Annotated in this window: 16 protein-coding genes; 9 read left to right on the top strand and 7 right to left on the bottom strand. The window is 65.4% G+C overall.

The window, feature by feature from the left end:
• Window positions 1-49 precede the first annotated feature (49 nt).
• From ilvD to ilvA, 5 genes are all read left to right on the top strand, one after another.
• Complete coding sequence (gene ilvD / locus OUZ30_RS17050; protein WP_266183639.1) at window positions 50-1,771, top strand: dihydroxy-acid dehydratase; 1,722 nt, start codon at window positions 50-52, stop codon at window positions 1,769-1,771.
• Window positions 1,768-2,787, top strand: a complete 1,020-nt coding sequence (gene ilvC, locus OUZ30_RS17045) for a ketol-acid reductoisomerase (protein ID WP_266183638.1) — start codon at window positions 1,768-1,770, stop codon at window positions 2,785-2,787. Before ilvD ends, ilvC begins: the two co-directional genes overlap by 4 nt.
• 212 nt (window positions 2,788-2,999) lie before the next feature.
• Window positions 3,000-4,871: a biosynthetic-type acetolactate synthase large subunit gene (gene ilvB / locus OUZ30_RS17040; RefSeq protein WP_425601531.1), complete on the top strand. Its 1,872-nt coding sequence runs from the start codon at window positions 3,000-3,002 to the stop codon at window positions 4,869-4,871.
• Window positions 4,872-4,944: 73 nt separating this feature from the next.
• Window positions 4,945-5,193, top strand: a complete 249-nt coding sequence (ilvN, locus tag OUZ30_RS17035) for an acetolactate synthase small subunit (protein ID WP_266183637.1) — start codon at window positions 4,945-4,947, stop codon at window positions 5,191-5,193.
• Entirely contained in the window at window positions 5,190-6,752 is a 1,563-nt protein-coding gene (gene ilvA, locus OUZ30_RS17030; protein ID WP_266183636.1) for a threonine ammonia-lyase, biosynthetic, read from the top strand. The genes ilvN and ilvA overlap by 4 nt, the downstream gene beginning before the upstream one ends.
• A 32-nt stretch (window positions 6,753-6,784) precedes the next feature.
• Here ilvA and OUZ30_RS17025 read toward each other — a convergent pair whose 3' ends face one another.
• Window positions 6,785-7,141 (bottom strand): VOC family protein, encoded by a 357-nt coding sequence (locus OUZ30_RS17025; protein ID WP_266183635.1) that lies wholly within the window; start codon window positions 7,139-7,141, stop codon window positions 6,785-6,787.
• 273 nt (window positions 7,142-7,414) lie between these two features.
• Between OUZ30_RS17025 and ubiA the strand changes: the two genes are divergently transcribed.
• The 4 genes from ubiA (at window position 7,415) to OUZ30_RS17005 (ending at window position 10,784) form a co-directional block, all read left to right on the top strand.
• Window positions 7,415-8,308: a 4-hydroxybenzoate octaprenyltransferase gene (gene ubiA / locus OUZ30_RS17020; RefSeq protein ID WP_266183897.1), complete on the top strand. Its 894-nt coding sequence runs from the start codon at window positions 7,415-7,417 to the stop codon at window positions 8,306-8,308.
• A gap of 225 nt (window positions 8,309-8,533) precedes the next feature.
• Entirely contained in the window at window positions 8,534-8,962 is a 429-nt protein-coding gene (locus OUZ30_RS17015; protein ID WP_266183634.1) for a YciI family protein, read from the top strand.
• A 73-nt stretch (window positions 8,963-9,035) separates the two neighbouring features.
• The gene (locus OUZ30_RS17010; protein ID WP_266183633.1) at window positions 9,036-9,446 is read left to right on the top strand and encodes a VOC family protein; all 411 of its coding nucleotides are present in this window, start codon (window positions 9,036-9,038) and stop codon (window positions 9,444-9,446) included.
• A 60-nt stretch (window positions 9,447-9,506) separates the two neighbouring features.
• Window positions 9,507-10,784, top strand: coding sequence for an RNA polymerase sigma factor (locus tag OUZ30_RS17005; RefSeq protein WP_266183632.1), 1,278 nt, complete (start codon window positions 9,507-9,509; stop codon window positions 10,782-10,784).
• Window positions 10,785-10,853: 69 nt separating this feature from the next.
• Here OUZ30_RS17005 and OUZ30_RS17000 read toward each other — a convergent pair whose 3' ends face one another.
• From OUZ30_RS17000 to OUZ30_RS16975, 6 genes are all read right to left on the bottom strand, one after another.
• Window positions 10,854-11,204, bottom strand: coding sequence for a carboxymuconolactone decarboxylase family protein (locus OUZ30_RS17000; protein ID WP_266183631.1), 351 nt, complete (start codon window positions 11,202-11,204; stop codon window positions 10,854-10,856).
• Window positions 11,205-11,346: 142 nt separating this feature from the next.
• Window positions 11,347-12,765, bottom strand: a complete 1,419-nt coding sequence (locus tag OUZ30_RS16995; protein WP_266183630.1) for an efflux transporter outer membrane subunit — start codon at window positions 12,763-12,765, stop codon at window positions 11,347-11,349.
• Window positions 12,758-15,967, bottom strand: a complete 3,210-nt coding sequence (locus OUZ30_RS16990; protein WP_266183629.1) for a multidrug efflux RND transporter permease subunit — start codon at window positions 15,965-15,967, stop codon at window positions 12,758-12,760. The genes OUZ30_RS16995 and OUZ30_RS16990 overlap by 8 nt, the downstream gene beginning before the upstream one ends.
• A 13-nt stretch (window positions 15,968-15,980) precedes the next feature.
• Window positions 15,981-17,150, bottom strand: a complete 1,170-nt coding sequence (locus OUZ30_RS16985) for an efflux RND transporter periplasmic adaptor subunit (RefSeq protein ID WP_266183628.1) — start codon at window positions 17,148-17,150, stop codon at window positions 15,981-15,983.
• Window positions 17,151-17,600: 450 nt separating this feature from the next.
• Entirely contained in the window at window positions 17,601-18,245 is a 645-nt protein-coding gene (gene pcp / locus OUZ30_RS16980) for a pyroglutamyl-peptidase I (RefSeq protein WP_266183627.1), read from the bottom strand.
• Window positions 18,246-18,273: 28 nt separating this feature from the next.
• Window positions 18,274-19,242, bottom strand: a complete 969-nt coding sequence (locus OUZ30_RS16975; RefSeq protein WP_266183626.1) for a 5-oxoproline transporter, DUF979 family subunit — start codon at window positions 19,240-19,242, stop codon at window positions 18,274-18,276.
• Between the last annotated feature and the right edge of the window lie 2 nt (window positions 19,243-19,244).

Below are 19,244 nucleotides of genomic sequence, written 5' to 3'. Positions count from 1 at the left end.
GTCGTCAATGCAGCCGAGCGGCTGCCCTCCTCTTCAACCCGGATATCTCATGCGCAGTGATCTCATCAAGACCGGGCCCGACCGCGCACCCGCCCGCGCCATGCTCCGCGCCACCGGCATGGACGACGCCGCCATCGCCAAGCCGCTGGTGGCGGTGGTGCACACGTGGTCCAACGTCAGCCCGTGCAACCTCAACCTGCGCGAGCTGGCCGAACATGTGGCCGAAGGCATTCGTGCCGCGGGCGGCACGCCGGTGGAGTTCAACACCATTGCGGTGACCGACGGCATCGCCATGGGCACGCCGGGCATGCGCGCCTCGCTGATCAGTCGCGAGGTGATCACCGACTCCATCGAACTCGCCGTCGATGGTCACTGCCTGGACGCCATGGTGGTGCTGTGCGGTTGCGACAAGACCATTCCCGCCGCCGCGATGGCGATGGCGCGCCTGGATATTCCCAGCGTGGCGCTGTACGGCGGCACCATCGCCCACGGCACGCACGACAACCACCCGATCACCATCCAGCAGGTGTTCGAAGCGGTGGGCGCGCATGGCGCGGGCAAGATCGACGATGCGGAACTCACCTCGGTCGAACGCGATGCCTGTCCCGGTGCCGGCGCCTGCGGTGGCCAGTTCACCGCCAACACCATGGCGATGGTGCTGTCCACGCTGGGCCTGTCGCCGATGGGCTTCAACGATATTCCGGCGACACACCCGGCCAAGACCGCGGCCGCTTATCGCTGCGGTGAACTGGTGATGGAATGTCTGAAGGAAGAGCGCACGCCACGCGCCATGCTGACCACGACGGCGTTTCGCAATGCCGCGCGCATGGTGGCAGCCACCGCAGGCTCCACCAATGCCGTGCTGCATCTGCTGGCGATCGCACGCGAAGCCGGTACGCCATGGACGCTGGAAGACTTTGAACCGGCCTCCAAGCACACGCCGGTGATCGCCGACCTGTTGCCCGGTGGTCGCTACACCGCCGTCGAACTGTTCGGCGCCGGTGGCAGCGCCCGCGTGGCGCAGGAACTGATCGCCGCCGGCATGCTCGACGATGCTCCCACCATCACCGGCCGCAGCCTGTTCGAAGAGGCTGCCGCTGCGCCGCGTGCCGCGCAGCAGGACGTGGTGCATGCTGTAACCCAGCCGCTGAAGCCGCGCGGTGGTTATTCGATTCTGTACGGCAACCTCGCGCCGGAAGGCTGCATCCTGAAGCTCGCCGGCAAGGGAGCCAGTCATTTCGAAGGGCGCGCGCGCGTTTTCGAAAGCGAGGAACAGGCGTTCGCCGCCGTGCAGGGCGGCGCCATCGAAAAGGGCGACATCATCGTCATCCGCAACGAAGGTCCTGCGGGCGGGCCTGGCATGCGCGAGATGCTGGGTGTCACTGCCGCACTCGTCGGCCGCGGCCTGGGCGACGACGTCGCCTTGATCACCGACGGCCGTTTCTCCGGCGCCACCCACGGCTACATGGTCGGCCACATCTCGCCCGAGGCCGTACGGGGCGGCCCGATCGCCCTGTTGCTCGATGGCGATCGCATCCGCATCGACGCGGACAGCCGCGAAATCAGCACCGACGCCGATCTCGTCACGCGCCGCGCCAGCTGGCAGCCGCCGGCACCCAAGGTCACCCGCGGCGCGCTAGCCAAGTACGCACGCCTGGTCGGCTCCGCCTCCGACGGTGCCGTCACGCAACTCTCGACTTCACGCAGCACCTCCGCACCCCACCCCTCCAACACCGTCCACGAAGACACGAACGCAGGAGTTACCGCATGACCACCCAGACCTCGAACGACGCACTCGCCAAGGCCCGTATCGCCGTACTCGGCTACGGCAGCCAGGGCCGCGCCCATGCCCTCAACTTGCGCGACTCCGGTCTCGATGTCGTGGTGGGCCTGCGCAAGAACGGTCCCTCGTGGGAAAAGGCCCGCGCCGAAGGCTTCACCGTGGCCGAACCGGGCGATGCGGTTAAGGACGCCGAGCTCATCGCCGTGCTCACCCCAGACATGGTGCAGCCGGCGCTGTATCGCGACTCCATCGCGCCGAACATCAAGCCCGGCGCCGCCCTGCTGTTCGCGCATGGCTTCAACGTGCATTTCAAGCAGATCGAGCCGCGTGACGACATCGACGTGATCCTGGTCGCGCCGAAGGGCCCCGGCGCGCTGGTGCGCCGCGAGTATGAGATCGGTCGTGGCGTGCCCTCCATCTGGGCCATCCATCAGGACGTCAGCGGCCACGCGGAAGCCAAGGCCAAGGCCTATGCCGATGGCATTGGCGGCGGTCGCGCCCTGCTGATCAAGACCGACTTCAAGGAAGAGACCGAAACCGATCTGTTTGGCGAACAGGCCGTGCTGTGCGGTGGCGCCAGCTCGCTGGTGCAGGCTGGCTTCGAGACCCTCGTGGAAGCCGGCTACCAGCCGGAAATCGCGTATTACGAGGTGCTGCACGAACTGAAGCTGATCGTGGACCTGTTCTACGAAGGCGGCATCGCCCGCATGCTGGAGTTCGTCTCGGAGACGGCGCAGTACGGCGACTACGTCAGCGGCCCGCGCATCATCGACGCCGGCACCAAGGCACGCATGAAGGATGTACTCAAGGACATTCAGGACGGCACCTTCGCGCGCAACTGGATCGCCGAGTATCAGGCCGGCCTGCCGAACTACAAGAAGTTCAAGCAGGCGGATCTCGAGCATCCGGTGGAACAGGTCGGCGCCAAGCTGCGTGCGCGCATGCCATGGCTGCAGGCGAATGCGCCGAAGCCGGCAGCCGAGCCGCTGAAGAAGGTCGGCTAGTCGTTGTGTCCTCCCCCTGCTCGCCTCACTCGGGACGCGCAGGGGGAATTTAGGAGGGGGTGCTGTTCCCGCAGGCTGTTGCCTCTCGTCAACCCTCCCTGCGCCCGACGGGAATCTCTCGTTCGGGACGTGCAGTGGAGGGCGTTTTTTGACAGGCCTTTCGACAATCCAAGCGCCGCGCCAGCAGCGACATCCAAGGAAACGCGACCATCGTGAACCTGCCATTGCAAAAGGAGATTCCCGCGCCGGACTCCACCCACCCGCTCTGTGGCCAGACCATGAGTGGCGCGGAGGTGGTGGTGCAGGTACTCGCCGACGAAGGCGTCACCGTGCTGTTCGGCTATTCGGGCGGCGCGATCCTGCCGGTGTACGACGCGGTCTTCAGATACAACGCCACCCACCTGTCGCCCAATGGCGGCGAGCCGATGCCGCTGATCGTGCCGGCTAACGAACAGGGTGCGGGTTTCATGGCCGCCGGTTATGCGCGCGCCTCGGGCAAGGTGGGTGTGGCCATCGTTACCTCCGGTCCGGGCGCTACCAATATGGTCACGCCAGTGCGCGACGCCATGGCCGACTCCGTGCCGCTGGTGGTGATCTGCGGCCAGGTGCCTACCGCTGCGCTGGGCAGCGATGCGTTTCAGGAGGCACCCGTGAGCAACATCATGAGCGCGTGCGCCAAACATGTGTTTCTGCTCACCGAGCCGGCGCGGCTGGAAGCGACGCTGCGCACCGCCTTCGAGATCGCGCGCAGTGGACGCCCAGGCCCGGTGGTGGTGGATATTCCCAAGGATGTGCAGAACACCTCGCTCACCTTTGCCGGTGACGGCCGCCTGCCCATTCCCGGCTATCGCGCCCGCCAGCATGCGATTGAACACGCAAGACTTGATGACACCCAGTGCGAGGCGTTCTTCGATGCACTGGCGAAAGCGAAGCGCCCGCTGATCTATGCCGGCGGAGGGATCATTGCGGGCGAGTCGGCGGCGACGCTGCGCGCCTTCGTGCAGCAGTTCGGCCTGCCAGTGACGACCACGCTGATGGGCATCGGCGCGTTCGACACCACCGAGCCGCTGGCCCTGCACATGCTCGGCATGCATGGCACGGCGTATGCGAATTACGCGGTGGAAGATTGTGATTTCCTGCTGGCTCTTGGCGCACGTTTCGATGACCGCGTGGCCAGCGTGCCGGATCGCTTCGCACCCCATGCGCGCTTTATTGCCCAGATTGATATCGACCCTGCCGAGATCGGCAAGGTGAAGACTGTGCACTGGCACCATCACGGTGATCTGGACCGCACACTGTCGCGGCTGCAGCAGTACGGCATGCGCCATGGACTCCACTTTGCCGCTGATGGCCGCTACACCCCATGGCACACGCATATCGCTGCACTCAAGGAAACGCACGCGCTCAATTACGATCGTGCGAGCGAACTGATCCAGCCGCAGGCGGTGATCGAAGCGATCAATCTCCGCACCCAGGGTCGCGCGATCATCAGCACCGGCGTGGGCCAGCATCAGATGTGGGCGGCGCAGTACTTCGATTTCCGCGAGCCGCGCCATTGGCTCACCTCCGGCTCGATGGGCACGATGGGCTTCGGCCTGCCGGCGGCCATTGGCGCCCAGTTTGCGCGACGCGATGCGGTGGTCATCGATATCGATGGGGACGCCAGCATCCGCATGAACCTGGGCGAGCTGGAAACCGTCACCACCTACGGCTTGCCGGTCAAGGTGGTCGTACTCAACAACATCGGCGACGGCATGGTGCGCCAGTGGCAGAAGCTGTTTTTCCGCGGACGCTTTGCCTCCTCCGACAAGAGCCTGCACAAGAAAGACTTCATCAAGGCGGCGCAGGCCGATGGCTTCGAATGGGCACGGCGGCTGGAGCGCAAGGAAGATCTGGCGGCCACCATCACCGACTTCCTGGCCTTCGATGGCCCGGCCTTCCTTGAAGTGATGATCGATACGGATGCGGGCGTCTACCCGATGGTGGGGCCGGGCGCGACGTACGCGCAGATGATCACGGGCGACTTCATTCCGTCGCGTGTGGTCGCTGAATCGTCTGGGGATTCCACGTCCGACATGTTCTAGACCGTCATCCCAGCGAACCCCAAGAGGGGGCAAGGGCTGGGATGGCGAGTACGCAGGGCCACGGAGTACCGCCATGAAACACACGCTTTCCATCCTGTTGCAGAACGAATCCGGCGCCTTGATGCGCGTGGCCGGTTTGTTTGCCGCACGCCATTGCAATATCGATACGTTGACTGTCGCCGCGACGCAGGACCCGGCCGTATCGCAGCTTACCCTGGTGATGCACGGCGCCGACGAAACGGTGGAGCAAATCATCAAGCAGACGCGCAAGCTGGTCGACGTGATCGAGGTCAGTCACCCGGCGGTGACGATGACTCCATGAGTGTCCTCGCCGAACAGGTGACACCGACCACGTTTGGTGAGCACGAGTTGCTGCGCCAGACGGTGGGTGCGCGTGTCTACGACGTGGCGCGCGAAACCGCGCTGCAACCGGCGCAGTTGCTATCCGCGCGGCTCGGCCAGCGCGTGCTGCTCAAGCGCGAGGACCAGCAGCCGGTGTTCTCGTTCAAGCTGCGTGGTGCCTACAACCGTATGGCCGGCCTGGATGCGGCGCAACGCGCGCGTGGCGTGATCGCGGCGTCTGCCGGCAATCATGCACAAGGCGTGGCGCTGGCCGCCGCAAGGCTCGGCGTGCATGCGGTGATCGTGATGCCGGTCACGGCGCCACAAGTGAAGGTGGATGCTGTGCGTCGTCTCGGCGGCACCCATGTCGAAGTGGTGCTGGTCGGCGATTCGTATAGCGATGCCCAGGCTGCCGCCGCGCAGTTGCAGGCGCAACACGGCTACACCTTCGTGCATCCGTTCGACGATCCGGCGGTGATCGCGGGACAAGCCACCGTGGGCATGGAGATTCTCCGTCAGCATCCCGGTCCGCTGCATGCGGTGTTCGTCCCGGTGGGCGGCGGTGGCTTGCTGGCTGGCGTGGCCGGCTACATCAAGGCACTGCGGCCCGATGTGAAAGTGATTGGCGTGCAGACGCGCGATTCCGACGCCATGGCGCAGTCACTCGAGGCCGGCACGCCGGTCAGCTTGCCTGAGGTCGGACTTTTCGCGGATGGCACAGCGGTAAAGCGCGTAGGCGACCTCACCTTCGACCTTTGCCGTCAGTATGTCGATGCCATGCTGCGAGTGGATACCGATGCGATTTGCGCGGCCATCCGCGACGTATTTCAGGACACGCGCAGCGTGCCGGAACCGGCTGGCGCGCTGGCTCTCGCCGGTCTCAAGCAGTATGTGGCAACGAACGGTGCCTCGGCGGAGCCGATGGTAGCGATCGTTTCCGGCGCGAACCTCAATTTCGACCGGTTGCGTTTCGTGGCGGAACGCGCCGAGGTGGGTGAGCAGCGGGAAGCGGTGTTTGCCGTCACCATCCCCGAGGAACGCGGCAGCTTTCGGCGTTTCTGCGCGGCGTTGGGCCAGCGCAGCATTACCGAATTCAATTACCGCATCGGCAATGCCACCGAAGCGCATATCTTCGTCGGCGTGCAGACCACCCGGCGCGATGAACGCACGACCCTGATCGACGCGTTTCGCGAGCACGGCTTTGGCGTGCTGGATCTCACCGACGATGAGCTCGCCAAGCAGCACCTGCGCCATATGATCGGCGGCCGCACGCCGCTGGCGAACGATGAATTGCTCTATCGCTTCGAGTTTCCCGAGCGGCCCGGCGCACTCACGCGCTTCCTCGGCCACATGCATCCGGACTGGAATATCAGCCTGTTCCATTACCGCAACCAGGGCGCCGACTACGGCCGTATCCTGGTCGGTATCCAGGTGCCGCACAACGAACGGGCGCTGTTCCAGGCCTTTCTCGATGCGCTGGGGTATCCGTTTCGCGATGAGAGCGAAAATGCGGCGTATCGGTTGTTGTTAAGAGCGTGAACTAGTGCACCCTCTCAGCACCGTCATCACCATCACTCCTCAACCACATCCAACTCAAACACATGGTTGTCGTAGTCGCTGAAGTACAGCGCCGTGTCCCTTCGCGCCATATCGAAATCCAGAGCCAGGGCCGTCAGCCGCTCCGCGCAAGCCAGTTGCTCCGGCTTGCTCACCTGGAACGCGATATGGTCACCGTTGCGCGCGGCGGGGCCGCTGCCACGGATCAGTTCGAAATCGAGGCCGGCCAGTCGCACCGTCATCGACGGGTGGCTGTCCTCCGCGTCCAGCTCACGCGTGACACGGGCGTCCTCGAATACCCCGGTAAGCAAATGCGCGGTTCGCGTGGGGTCGGCGACGATCAGGGCGATGTGACTGAGCATCTGGGGCATGGCGCGACCTGTTCCGGTTCACGGGTGGCCTTGAGTGTAGGCCCGGCTGTGACAAGGCGACGACAAAGTCGCGCAGCGATCGCTGGCAAACCGGCGCTGCGTCACGTCACGGCTGTGGGCGACCCACGCTAAACTTGGCGAATGGCTCCTTCCTCACGTAAGCGCCAGCGGCGCAACCCGTCTCCGTCGACCGGCCCGCGGCCGCGGCCCGCCGCACCGGTGAAGTCCGTCGTGGCTCCGGGGCCTGCGGACAGTTCCACGCGTGCCACGCGCGTGCTCGACTGGATCCTGCAGAAGTTTCCCGAGGCGTATCGCACCAAGGCGCGCGACTATCTGGTGCTGACCCGCATGGATCGCCCCATCGGGGCGCTGTTGTTGCTGTGGCCGACCTGGTGGGCGCTATGGCTCGCCGCGTCTGATTTTCCGCCAGTGAAGCTGCTGGTGATCTTCACCTTGGGCGTGTTCGCCATGCGCGCCGCCGGATGCGCGATCAACGATTTCGCGGACCGCAAGCTGGACCCGCAGGTGGCGCGCACGGCTGGGCGACCGATTGCCTCGGGCCGTGTCACGCCGCGCGAAGCCTTGATCGTCTTCGTGAGCCTGTTGACGCTGTCGTTCGTGCTGGTGTTGTTCACCAATGCGCTGACCATCAAGCTGTCCCTGGTCGGCGCCGCGCTGGCCGCCATCTATCCCTTCACCAAACGCTATACCCACCTGCCGCAAGTGGTGTTGGGTGCGGCGTTCGGCTGGTCGATACCGATGGCCTTTGCCGCGGTTTCCTACGCAGTGCCACCTGTGGGCTGGCTACTGTTCATCGCCAATATCCTGTGGTCGGTGATCTACGACACGCAATACGCGATGGTCGATCGCGATGACGACCTCAAGGCCGGGGCCAAATCCACCGCGATCCTGTTCGGCGATGCGGACCTTCCCATCCTCGGCATCCTGATGGCCACGTTTCTGCTGGCGATGCTGTTTGTCGGCCAGCGCGCTGCGCTGGGTTGGCCGTACTGGCTGAGCCTGGTCGCCGCAGCGAGCCTGTTCGGCCACCAGCTGTGGAAAATCCGCAAACGCGAGCGTGATGCCTGCCTTACGGCATTCCGCAACAACAATTGGCTGGGCATGGTCCTGTGGATCGGCATCGTGCTGGCCTTGGCCGTGCGCTGAGCCCACGCCGTTTAGCCGCATCTCACGACCCGCTGACGCAGGCCGGTGCATGCTCCGCAGCCTGCGACGAGGCTCCCTGTGCCTGCCGACGTTCATGCTGACCTAGCAAGCGGCGTCGCCATGTCGATTCCGGCTCTCCTCGTTCGACGATCAGATGAGAGCCACCCGGGTACTGGCCCAAGGCCACCTGGCGGCTTGCCTTTGCAGCCCAATGGAGTAACGACAATGCGATTCATGGTGATGGTGCGTGCGACCAAGAGCTCCGAAGCCGGCGAGATGCCAAGCGAACGCCTGCTGGCCGATATGGGCCGCTTCAATGAGGAACTGGTAAAGGCTGGCGTGCTGCTGGCCGCGGAAGGTTTGCATCCGAGCGCGCGCGGCGTGCGCATCCGCTATGCGGGCGACCAGCGCACGGTCATCGATGGCCCTTTCGCCGAGACCAAGGAGCTAATTGCCGGATTCTGGCTCATCCAGGTGGCATCGCTCGAAGAAGCGATCGAATGGCTCAAGCGTGCGCCCAATCCGTTTGATGACATCGAATCGGACGTGGAGATCCGCCAGGTCTTCGAGGCCGAGGATTTCGGCGCGGAATTCACGCCGGAGCTGCGTGAACAGGAAGCGCGCACGCGCGAACAGATCGGCGACCGCGCCTAGCACCTTGTTCACCCGCTCGACGCGAGCCATGCGGGGAGTGGGACAGGCTCCATACATCACCAGGAGGAAGCTCATGCTGGTACAGCCCTATCTCTTCTTCGACGGTCGCTGTGAGGAGGCGCTGGCCTTCTACGGGAAGGCCATCGGCGCCAAGTCACGCCTGGTGCGCTTCAACGAAAGTCCTGAAGGACACGGTCCCCCCGCGGTCGACCCGGCGAATGCCGAGAAGATCATGCATGCCCATGTCGTGGTCGGCGAGACGGCGTTCATGGCCTCGGATGGCGAGTGCAAGGGGCAGGCGCATTTCGGTGGTTTCTCGCTGTCGCTCACCGTAGCCGACGCCGCGGAGGCGCAGCGCAGCTTCACTGCGCTGTCCGAGGGTGGCGAGACCGTGATGCCGCTGAGCAAGACCTTTTTCTCTTCCAGCTTCGGCATGCTGAAGGACCGTTTCGGCGTGCACTGGATGGTGATGTCGCCTCCCTGAGCTCGCTGGGCTATCGCGCGAACTTGCGTTACCGATGAGGCGGTGCTGTGATCGGTGGTCATGACGACCACCGACATCCATCGCACCATCGACGCCGTCTGGCGCATCGAGGCGCCGCGCCTGATTGCCGGCCTCGCCCGCATCATGCGCGACGTGGGGATGGCGGAGGAATTCGCGCAGGACGCGCTGGTCGCCGCGCTGGAGCAGTGGCCATCCAGTGGTGTACCGCACAATCCAGGAGCGTGGCTGATGACCACGGCCAAGCACCGCGCGATCGACCAGTTGCGTCGCCACGCCCTGCATCAGCGCAAGGCCTACGCGCTGACACAGGAAATCGAGGCGCAGCTGGAAGCGTCCATCGTGGACCCCGATGCCATGCTCGACGACCCGATTGGCGACGATCTGCTGAGCCTGGTGTTCACGGCCTGTCATCCGGTGCTGTCCACCGAAGCGCGCGTGGCGCTGACCTTGCGCCTGCTGGGCGGCCTCACCACCACCGAAATCGCACGCGCCTATCTGGTGCCCGAGTCCACCGTGGCGCAACGCATCGTGCGCGCCAAACGCACGCTTAGCGAGGCAAAAGTGCCGTTTGAAGTACCGCGCGGCGACGAGCTGGGCGTGCGACTCGCCTCCGTGCTCGAAGTCGTCTACCTGATTTTCAACGAAGGCTATGCCGCCACCTCCGGTGACGACTGGATGCGTCCGGCACTATGCGAGGAAGCGCTGCGGCTGGGCCGTGTCCTGGTCGGACTGGCGCCCGCGGAGCCGGAGGTACACGGACTGCTCGCCTTGATGGAGATCCAGGCCTCGCGTACCGCAGCACGCACGGGGCCTCATGGCGAGCCGATCCTGCTCAGCGAACAGCAACGTGGCCGCTGGGACCAGCTGCTGATCCGCCGCGGGCTCGATGCCCTGGCTCGCGCCGAAGGCCTGGGTGGCGCCGAAGGACCCTACGCCTTGCAGGCTGCCATTGCCGCCTGTCACGCGCGGGCCCGCAGCGTCGACGAAACCGACTGGTCGCGTATTGCCGCGTTATACGACACCCTGGCCCAACGCCTGCCCTCACCCGTGGTCGCGCTCAATCGCGCGGTTGCACACGCCATGGCATTTGGGCCCGCGACGGGCCTGGCGATGGCGGATGAACTGCGCGATGAACCCCTGCTGCGCCACTATCACCTGCTGCCCAGCGTGCGCGGCGACCTGCTCGGCAAGCTGGGCCGTCATGCCGAGGCACGTGAGGAGTTCGAGCGCGCGGCATCGCTCACGCGCAACACGCGCGAACGCAACCTGCTGTTGCAACGTGCAGCCAGCAGTGCGCGCGTCGCGAGCGCGAGCTGACGGGATCCATCACGCTACCGCCCTTGCCACCGCGAGGCCATCGGCGTGGCCGATGGCCCATGCCACCCATCAAGCGGATGCGGCACCGCCATAGGCAGCAGCAGCGTCCATGACGCGGGCCGAATACACCAGCGCCGCACCCGCATTGAGGGCCACGGCCACACCGAGGGCTTCGGCGATCTCTTCGCGACTGGCACCATGCTTGAGTGCTTCCGCCGTGTGCACGGTGATACATCCATCGCAACGGGTGGTGACGGCGACCGCCAGCGCAATCAGCTCCCGGGTCTTCGCATCCAGGTGTCCGGTCTTCTGGCCAGCACTGGAAAGCGTCTGATAGCCAGCCAGCGTGCCCGGACTCAGCTTGCCGATCTCGCCAATCCGACCCATCAGCTCATTGCGATATTCAGGCCAATCCAACATGGGATGTCTCCTCGAGTGGTTGATCGGTCCGGACGTGCTGCCCTGACCGATGTCGAACATGCTGCGCCTCCCGCGTCCCGCCTGCACGCCCCGGCGCTTGGATCCATGGTCCGGCGCCCAGACGACGGCGATGGCCTGCGCCTCATGGCGCCTCCGATCCACCGCCCAGCGCGACGTAGAGAGAGACACCGTTCTGCAGGGCGGTCGCGCGTAGCTGGATCAGCTCCTGCTCGGCGGAGAACAGGTTACGCCGCGCATCGACCACCTCGAGATAGATCGAAATGCCGTTCTGGTAGCGAAGCTCGGCCGTTTCGGCCAGCCGTCGCTGCGCCTCCACGGCCCGTTCCTGCGCCGCGATCTGCTCCTGGTAACGCTGTCGGCCGATCAGTGCGTCGGACACTTCGCTGAAAGCGGTTTGCACGGCGCGCTGGTAGGTCGCCACCAGTTCATCCCGTCGTGCCTGCGCGTGGCCGAGCTGCGCCCGACGCTGTCCCGCATCGAAGATGGGCAGGCTGATCAGGCCACCGATGGACCACGATTGCTTGTCGCGCGTGAACAGCTCGCTCAGCTCGGACGATGCGTAGCCGTAACTGCCGGTCAAGGCGATGCGTGGGAAGAAATCGGCGCGCGCCGCGCCGATGTCGGCGTCGGCGGCGCGTAGTTGCTGTTCCGCCTGCCGGATGTCGGGGCGATGCGTGAGCAGGGCGGAGGGCAGTCCCGCTTCGAGTTCCGCGAACTGGCCAGGGTCTTCGATCGAACGCCCGGCCGGCAGCGGGCCGGCGACCGGGCCGCCGACCAGGATCATCAGCTGGTTGCGCAGTTGCCCGGTGGTCCTATGCAGTTCCGCCAGTTGCGTCTGCGCCTGCGTGACGAGAATCGCCGCCTGCTCATAATCCACCTTCGAGGTCACGCCGGCGTTGAGGCGGAGCCGGGCGATGTCCAGTGCATATTGGCGACTCTTGACCGTGCGCTCGGCCAGTTCAATCCCTTCCTCGCCCGCGCGGATCGCGTAATAAGTCGCCGCCACATTGCTGATCAGGGACAGGCGAAACGCCTGCTGCGCCTCCACCGTCGCCAGATAGCGGTGACGCGCGGCTTCGCTCAGGTTTTTGACGCGCCCCCAGAAATCCAGCTCGAACGAGGTCACCGCAACCTGGACGTTGTACTGATTGAAGATCACGGTGGCGCTGCTGTCGGCAAATTCCGGATCGAATGAACCGAGCGGCGCCTGGGTCCGGGTCACCCCGCCGCTGGCGTTGACCTGCGGCAGGCGCTGGGCCTGCTGGATGCGATAAAGCGCGCGCGCCTGCTCGATGCGCGCCACCGAGGCGGCGAGATCTCGGTTGTGCTCAAGCGCCGCGACGATAAGAAACTTGAGCTGGGGGTCGCCAAAGAATGCCTGCCAACCAATCTCCGTGGCGAGGTGGCCGCCGTCGGGCGCGGGCGCCTCGGCAGGGTCGAAGTGGTCGTCCACCGGCAGCTCGGGCTGACGATACGTCGGCGCGAGATTGCAGGCAGCCAGCGCGCTGCATGCGGCAAGCAGGACGAGGCATCTACGCATCGCGCGGACCTCCGCCCGGCCCGGGAGGCTCCGCTGGCAGTGCCGCGAGATCGTCCTCCTCGCTGTAGCGCTTCTCGCGGCTTAGCCACCGGCGCGCCGCCACGTAGAACAGCGGCGTGAAGTAGATGCCGAAGAAGGTGGCCGTGAGCATGCTGCCCATCACGCCGGTACCGACCGCCCGCCGGCTCGCCGCGCCCGCTCCGGTCGCCAGCACCAGCGGCATCATGCCAAGCACGAAGGTGATGCTGGTCATCAGGATCGGGCGCAGGCGCTGCTGCGCGCCATTCTTCACCGCCGTGATCGGGTCCTTGCCCTCGGCCTCTTCCTTGATCGCGAACTCGACGATCAGGATCGCGTTTTTTGCCGCCAGGCCAATGATGGTGACCAGGCCGATATTGAAATACACGTCGGCGGACAAGCCGCGCGCCATGGTCAGCAGCACCGCGCCCACGACACCGAACGGAATGATCAGCAGCACCGCCGCCGGAATCGCCCAGCTTTCGTAGAGCGCCGCCAGCAACAGGAACACGACGATCAAAGAAAGTCCCAGCAGCATGCCGATCTGCCCGCCCGCCTGCTTCTCTTCGAAGGCGGTTCCGGTCCATTCGTAGCTCAGGTTGCCGGTCAGCACGCGCTTGGCGATGCGCTCCATCTCGGCAATCGCCGCGCCGCTCGACTGGCCGGCCGCAGCCTGGCCCGAAATGGTGGCGGAGGGAAAGCCGTTGTAGCGTTCGAGCTGTTGTGGCCCGGAAATCCAGTGCACGCGCGTGAACGCCGAAAACGGCACCATCTCGTTGTGGTCGTTGCGCAATCGCAGCGCGCTCACGTCCTCCGGCCGCATGCGCTGCGCCGCATCGGCCTGCAGGAACACGCGCAGCACATTGCCTTCGTAGAGGAAGTCGTTGACGTAGTTGGAACCGAACGCCAGCGACAGGGCCTGATTCACTTGCCCGATCTGCAGCCCCAGCGCGCGCGCCTTGACCCGATCGATCTCGACGTAGAGTTGCGGCGCCGCAGGCAAGCCCTCCGAACGCACGCCCATCAGCACGGGGCTCTGCGCGGCCTCTATCATGATGCGCAAGGCCGCCTGCTGCAGGGCGGCGGCGCCCGCCCCGCCGCGATCCTGGATCTTCATGGTGAAGCCGGTCGCGGTGCCCAGCGACGGAATCGCTGGAGGGTCCAGCGCAAAAATCATCGCCTCGGGGATTTGCCGGAACGCCGCGTTGCTGCGCTGGACCAGGGCGCTAGCCGAGTTTCCGGCGCCGGGGCGCTCGTCCCAGGGTTGCAGGTCCACGAACGAGAGCGCCGCCGACTGGCCCTGGCCGAAGAAGCTGAAGCCGGTCACCGTGGCGATGTTGCGCACCTGCGGCTGCTGGCGCAGGAACGCTTCGACCTGGTCGACCGCGTGCTGGGTTCGCCCCACGGTGGACCCGGGCGCGCCGGTATAGGAGACAAAGATGTGGCCCTGGTCCTCGGTGGGCAGGAATCCTCCGGGCAGCCGCATGAACAGGAACACCGTGACCACGCACGCGACGGCGAACACCAGCAGCCAGCGCACGGGTGCGCGCAGCATCGCGTCGACACCACGGGCGTACTTCACCGTCGCCGCATCCAGGCCACGGTTGAACGCACCGAACACCCGCTGCAGCATCCGCGCCGGTGCGCTGCGTGGGGCCGGCGCGGCACTCGGCGCGGGCTCCGCCTCGCCCTTGAGCAAGGCCGCACACAAAGCCGCACCGAGCGTCAGCGCAAGCACGGTGGAGAGGAAGATCGACACGGTCAACGTAACCGAGAACTGCCGATAGATGCCGCCGGTGGAACCCGGAAAGAACGCCATCGGCACGAACACCGCGACCAGCACCAGGGTGCTGCCGATGACGGCGCCTGAGATCTGCCCGATCGCCTTGACCGTCGCCTGGCGAGCGTTCAGACCTTCTTCGCGCATCACGCGCGACACGTTCTCCACCACCACGATGGCATCGTCGTTGAGGATGCCGATGGCCACGACCATGCCGAACAACGAGAGGATGTTGATCGACAGGCCGAACAGATACAGGCCGCAGCAGGTGCCGATCAGCGCGATCGGCACCACCAGGGTGGGAATCAGCGTGGCCTGCCAGGTCTGCAGGAACAGGAACACCACCACGGTCACCAGCAGCAGCGCCTCGACCATCGTGCGCAGCACGCCGTGCACCGACGTGGTGATGAAGGGCGTGGTATCGAACGGCACCGTCCACACCACGCCGCGCGGAAAGATCGGCTGCAATTCCGTCATGCGCCGGCGTACCTGGGTGGCCACGGCCAGCGCATTGGCACCACTGGCGAGCTGGATCGCCATGCCGGCCGACTCCTTGCCGTTCACCGTCAATCGGAACCCGTAGCTGTCGTTGCCCAGCTCCACCCGCGCGACGTCGCCCACCCGCACGGTCGAGCCATCCGGGTTCGCGCGCACGATGATCTGGCGGAATTGCTCGGGCGTGGTGAAGCGGCTTTGGGTGACGATCTGGGCATTGAATTCGGAGCCCGGCGCAATCGGCTGGTCGCCCAGCCCACCGCCCGCGGTCTGGCTGTTCTGTTCGCGCACCGCGGTCAGCACTTCGCTGGCCGACAGGCCAAGCCCCGCCAGCTTGTTCGGATCGAGCCAGATGCGCATCGCGTAGGACGAGCCGAACAGCTGCACATCGCCCACGCCGCCAATGCGGCGCAATTCGTTGACGATGTTGTTGGAGGCGAAATTGCCCATTTCCACCGCGTCGGTCGTGCCATCCGTCGATTGCAGCGCGATCAGCATGAGGAAGCCGGACGACGACTTGGTGACGGTGATGCCGAGCTGGCGCACCTCCTGCGGCAGACGCGGCTCGACCCGGCTCAGGCGGTCCTGCACCTGCGAGCGCGCGGTGTCGAGATCGGTTCCGGGCTGCAGCGTGACGGTGATCTGCACGGTGCCGTTGGAACGGCTGGTCGAGGACATGTAGAGAAAGTTCTCGATGCCATTCATCTCGTTTTCGATGATCGAGGTGACGGAGCGGTCGAGCGTCTGCGCGTCGGCGCCGTTGTAGCTCGCCGACACCGTGAGCGACGGTGGCGCAACATCAGGATATTGCTCCACCGGCAACAGCACGATGGCGATGACGCCGAACAGCGTCACGAACAGCGCGATGACCCAGGCAAACACCGGGCGGTAGACGAAGAAGCGATTCATCGGCGGCGCCCGGTCAGTGCGTGGATGGCAGCGGAGCCGGTGCCGGCTGGGCGTTCACGCGCATCCCCGGCTGGACCTTGTGCCAGCCATCGACGATGACGCGCTCACCCGGCTTCAAGCCATCGAGAATGATCCACTCGCCGCCGTCTTGCGCCCCAAGCTCCACGTTTCGACGGACCACCGAGCCATCGTCGGCGACGATGGCCACGCTTGCCGCGCCGTTGTCGATCTGCACGGCCCGTTCGGGCACGCGGATACCCGACTTGAGGGTGCCGGTGACGATGCGTCCACGCACGAACTGACCAGGCAGCAGGATGCGCGCCGGGTTGGCGAACTGGGCGCGTACGGTCTGCGTGCCGGTGGATGGCTCGACGACCAGGTCGGTGAAATCCAGGAAGCCCCTCTCGCCATACTCTTGCCCGTTCGCAAGAATCAGCTGCACCTCGACGTGTTTCCGGTCGGCCGCCTTGAGGGCGCCGGACTGTACCTGCTGCTGAAAGTCAAGCAACGAGGTATTCGACTGGGTGAACACGGCGCTGATCGGCGACAGCTGATTGACCTGGGTGAGCAGGGTCGCTGCGCTGCCGCTGACCAGGGCACCCTCGGTCACTTGCGCACGCCCCACGCGACCGGCGATCGGCGCCGTGACGATGCAACGATCGAGCCGCAATTGCGCCAGTTCCACCTGGGCGTGTGCGTCCGATACGTTAGCCTGGGCCTGCTGGAGGGAGGCCACGGCCTCCTCGTATTCCTGCGCGCTCACCGCCTGCCGCTGGACCAGTGGCTTGAACCGCGCGACCACGGCGGCGGCATTGACCTGCACCGCGTCGGCGCGCTGCGAGCTCGCCTGGGCTTGCTGCAACTGCGCGCGGTAGTCGCGTGCGTCGATCTGGAACAACGGCGCCCCGGCGGCTACGTCCGTCCCTTCCTGATAGAGCCTGCGTTCGACAATACCGTCGACGCGCGCACGCACTTCCGCCGTTCGAACGGCCTCGATCCGGCCTGGAAGCTCAACGATGTTGGGCGTCGGCGACGCGATAACCGTGGTGACCAGAACCGTCAATGGCTGGCCCGCGCCCGCCGGCGCATTCTGCGTGTTGCTACAGGCCAGGCACGCGAGCGTGAGGACCCACACCGTCGCCGGTTCAAAGTAGCGGCGGACTCTGGCGGTGAAACAGGGCAATCGAACCTCCTCGGCCAAGGTGTTCTTCTCGCACTCGAACAGGTCATGGCGTGACCGTCCGGCCCGCCTGGACGGCCATCGACACGTGCCTGTCCTCTCCCCTGCGTTTTTTGATGCCCAGGTTCCGCCCTGGGATCGACAAGGCCTCAACCTAAAGGCAGCTCTGTGCCCCCTGTGTGAAAGCGCAAATCCTCACATCGAAAGCCATCGAAGGCAGCTCCGGCCTCGCTCGCACAAAGCGCCAGGCCCCGGCCGGCCGGCGTCGGGGACACGTTTTGGAGTAGGGAAGTTTGTGCCCTTCATTGGGTGACTGTGTCCTTCGCACGAAAGGGTGAACCACCGCCATGGCGTCGATTTGTCGTTTTGACATGGCACGCACCCGCTCACTGAATGGGGTGCGGAGGAACGTGCGAGATTCACGCGACGATGGCTACGTGGCGGGCGGCGGCGTCAATCCAGGGTGCCCGCACCCAGCCTGTCGTCGACGACCTGGCCGGCCGCGATGCGCAGGGCCACGGTCAGGGCACGCACGACATCGTCCCTGGCCATGCTGGGCGCCTGCGGCAGACGCACGGCCTGTTCCGGCAGGTAAGGGATATGGATAAAGCCCGCGCGCATACCCTTCCGCTTGGCCGCCTCGTGCAACATCAGATAGGCGACGTGGTTGCAGACATAGGTGCCAGCCGTATTCGAGATTTCGACCGGTAGGCCGTCGGCCTGTAGCGCGGCAAGCATGGCCTTGATCGGCAGCGTGCTGAAATATGCCGCCGGGCCACCCGGGATCACCGCTTCGTCGATCGGTTGCGCGCCGGTGTTATCCGGCAGGCGCGCATCCTGCACGTTGATGGCCACCCGCTCGATCGACAACCGGCTGCGGCCGCCGGCCTGGCCGACGCCAAGCAAGATGCTGGGCTCGATCTCGCGCACGGCAGCTTCCAGCTCGCGGCGCGAATCCTCGAAGGCCGTCGGCAACAGATGCGCCACCACCCGGTGATCGGCAATGTGTTGGTCGTGCAGCAGGCGCACGGCCTCCCAGGATGGATTGATGACGTCGTTGCCGAACGGGGTGAAGCCCGTCAGAAGGATGCGTGGCATGTTGCTCATCATGGTCTGTCTCATCCCATCAACGGAATACCAGCATCCACATCATCGCGAAGGTGACGATGAAGATGGATACCGCGCTCCACACCTGCGCACGAATCACCCCGTAGGGGTTGCGCAGCTCCAGCAGCGCTGCCGGCACCAGGTTGTAGTCGGCCGCCATCGGCGTCAGCAAGGTGCCGCAATAGCCGCACAGCATGCCCATCGAGCCGAGGATCGCCGGGTTCGCGCCGTGCTGGTGGATCAGCAGCGGCAAGCCGATGCCGGCCATCATCACCGGGAATGCCGCAAACGCGTTGCCCATAATCACGGTAAACAACACCATGCCCAGCGCAAACACCAGCAGGCAGGCGAATGCGCTGCTTGTTGGCAGGTTGTTGCTGGCCAAAGCCGCAATGGCCGTGCCCACGCCGCTGTGCGTGAATACTTCGCCCAGGGCTGCCAACAACAGCGGCAGCAAGGCCGCCCAGCCGATCGCGTCGAGCAGGCGACGGCCTTCCGCGATGCCTTGGCGCACGGGTGCACGCGCCACTCTTGCCGCGGCGAACAAGGCCACCAAACAAGCTAACGCCAGTCCAGTCAGAGTCATCTGCGCTTTGGCGAATACCGCGTAACCGGCGATCGACAGATACGCGCCGAACAGTGCGACCAGCAGGGTCACCAACGGAATCAACAGCGCGGGCACGAACAGCTTGTGGCCCAGGCGTATGGCGGATCGAAGGCGCGATTCGGCATCGCCGCTGTCCGCGTGCGCATGTCGATGCAGCCGTGGTGCGAGCAAGGCCAACGCGATCACGCTGACGCCCGCGATCTGCGCCGGCAGCAGGTTACCCACCGCTTGCTGCGCGAGCACATAGTCGCCGCCGCCGAACAACCCGCCCAGCAGCAGCCAGAAGGCCGCGCGCCAACCATGTCGCTCCCGCAGATTGCCCAGCCCGGTGTAGGCAAGGAAGGCCGCGATCAGCCAATAGGCATATTCGATGCGCAACATGC

It is taken from the genome of Dyella humicola (assembly GCF_026283945.1).
Lineage (GTDB): Bacteria > Pseudomonadota > Gammaproteobacteria > Xanthomonadales > Rhodanobacteraceae > Dyella > Dyella humicola.
This window is presented reverse-complemented; position numbering and strand designations above follow the sequence as displayed.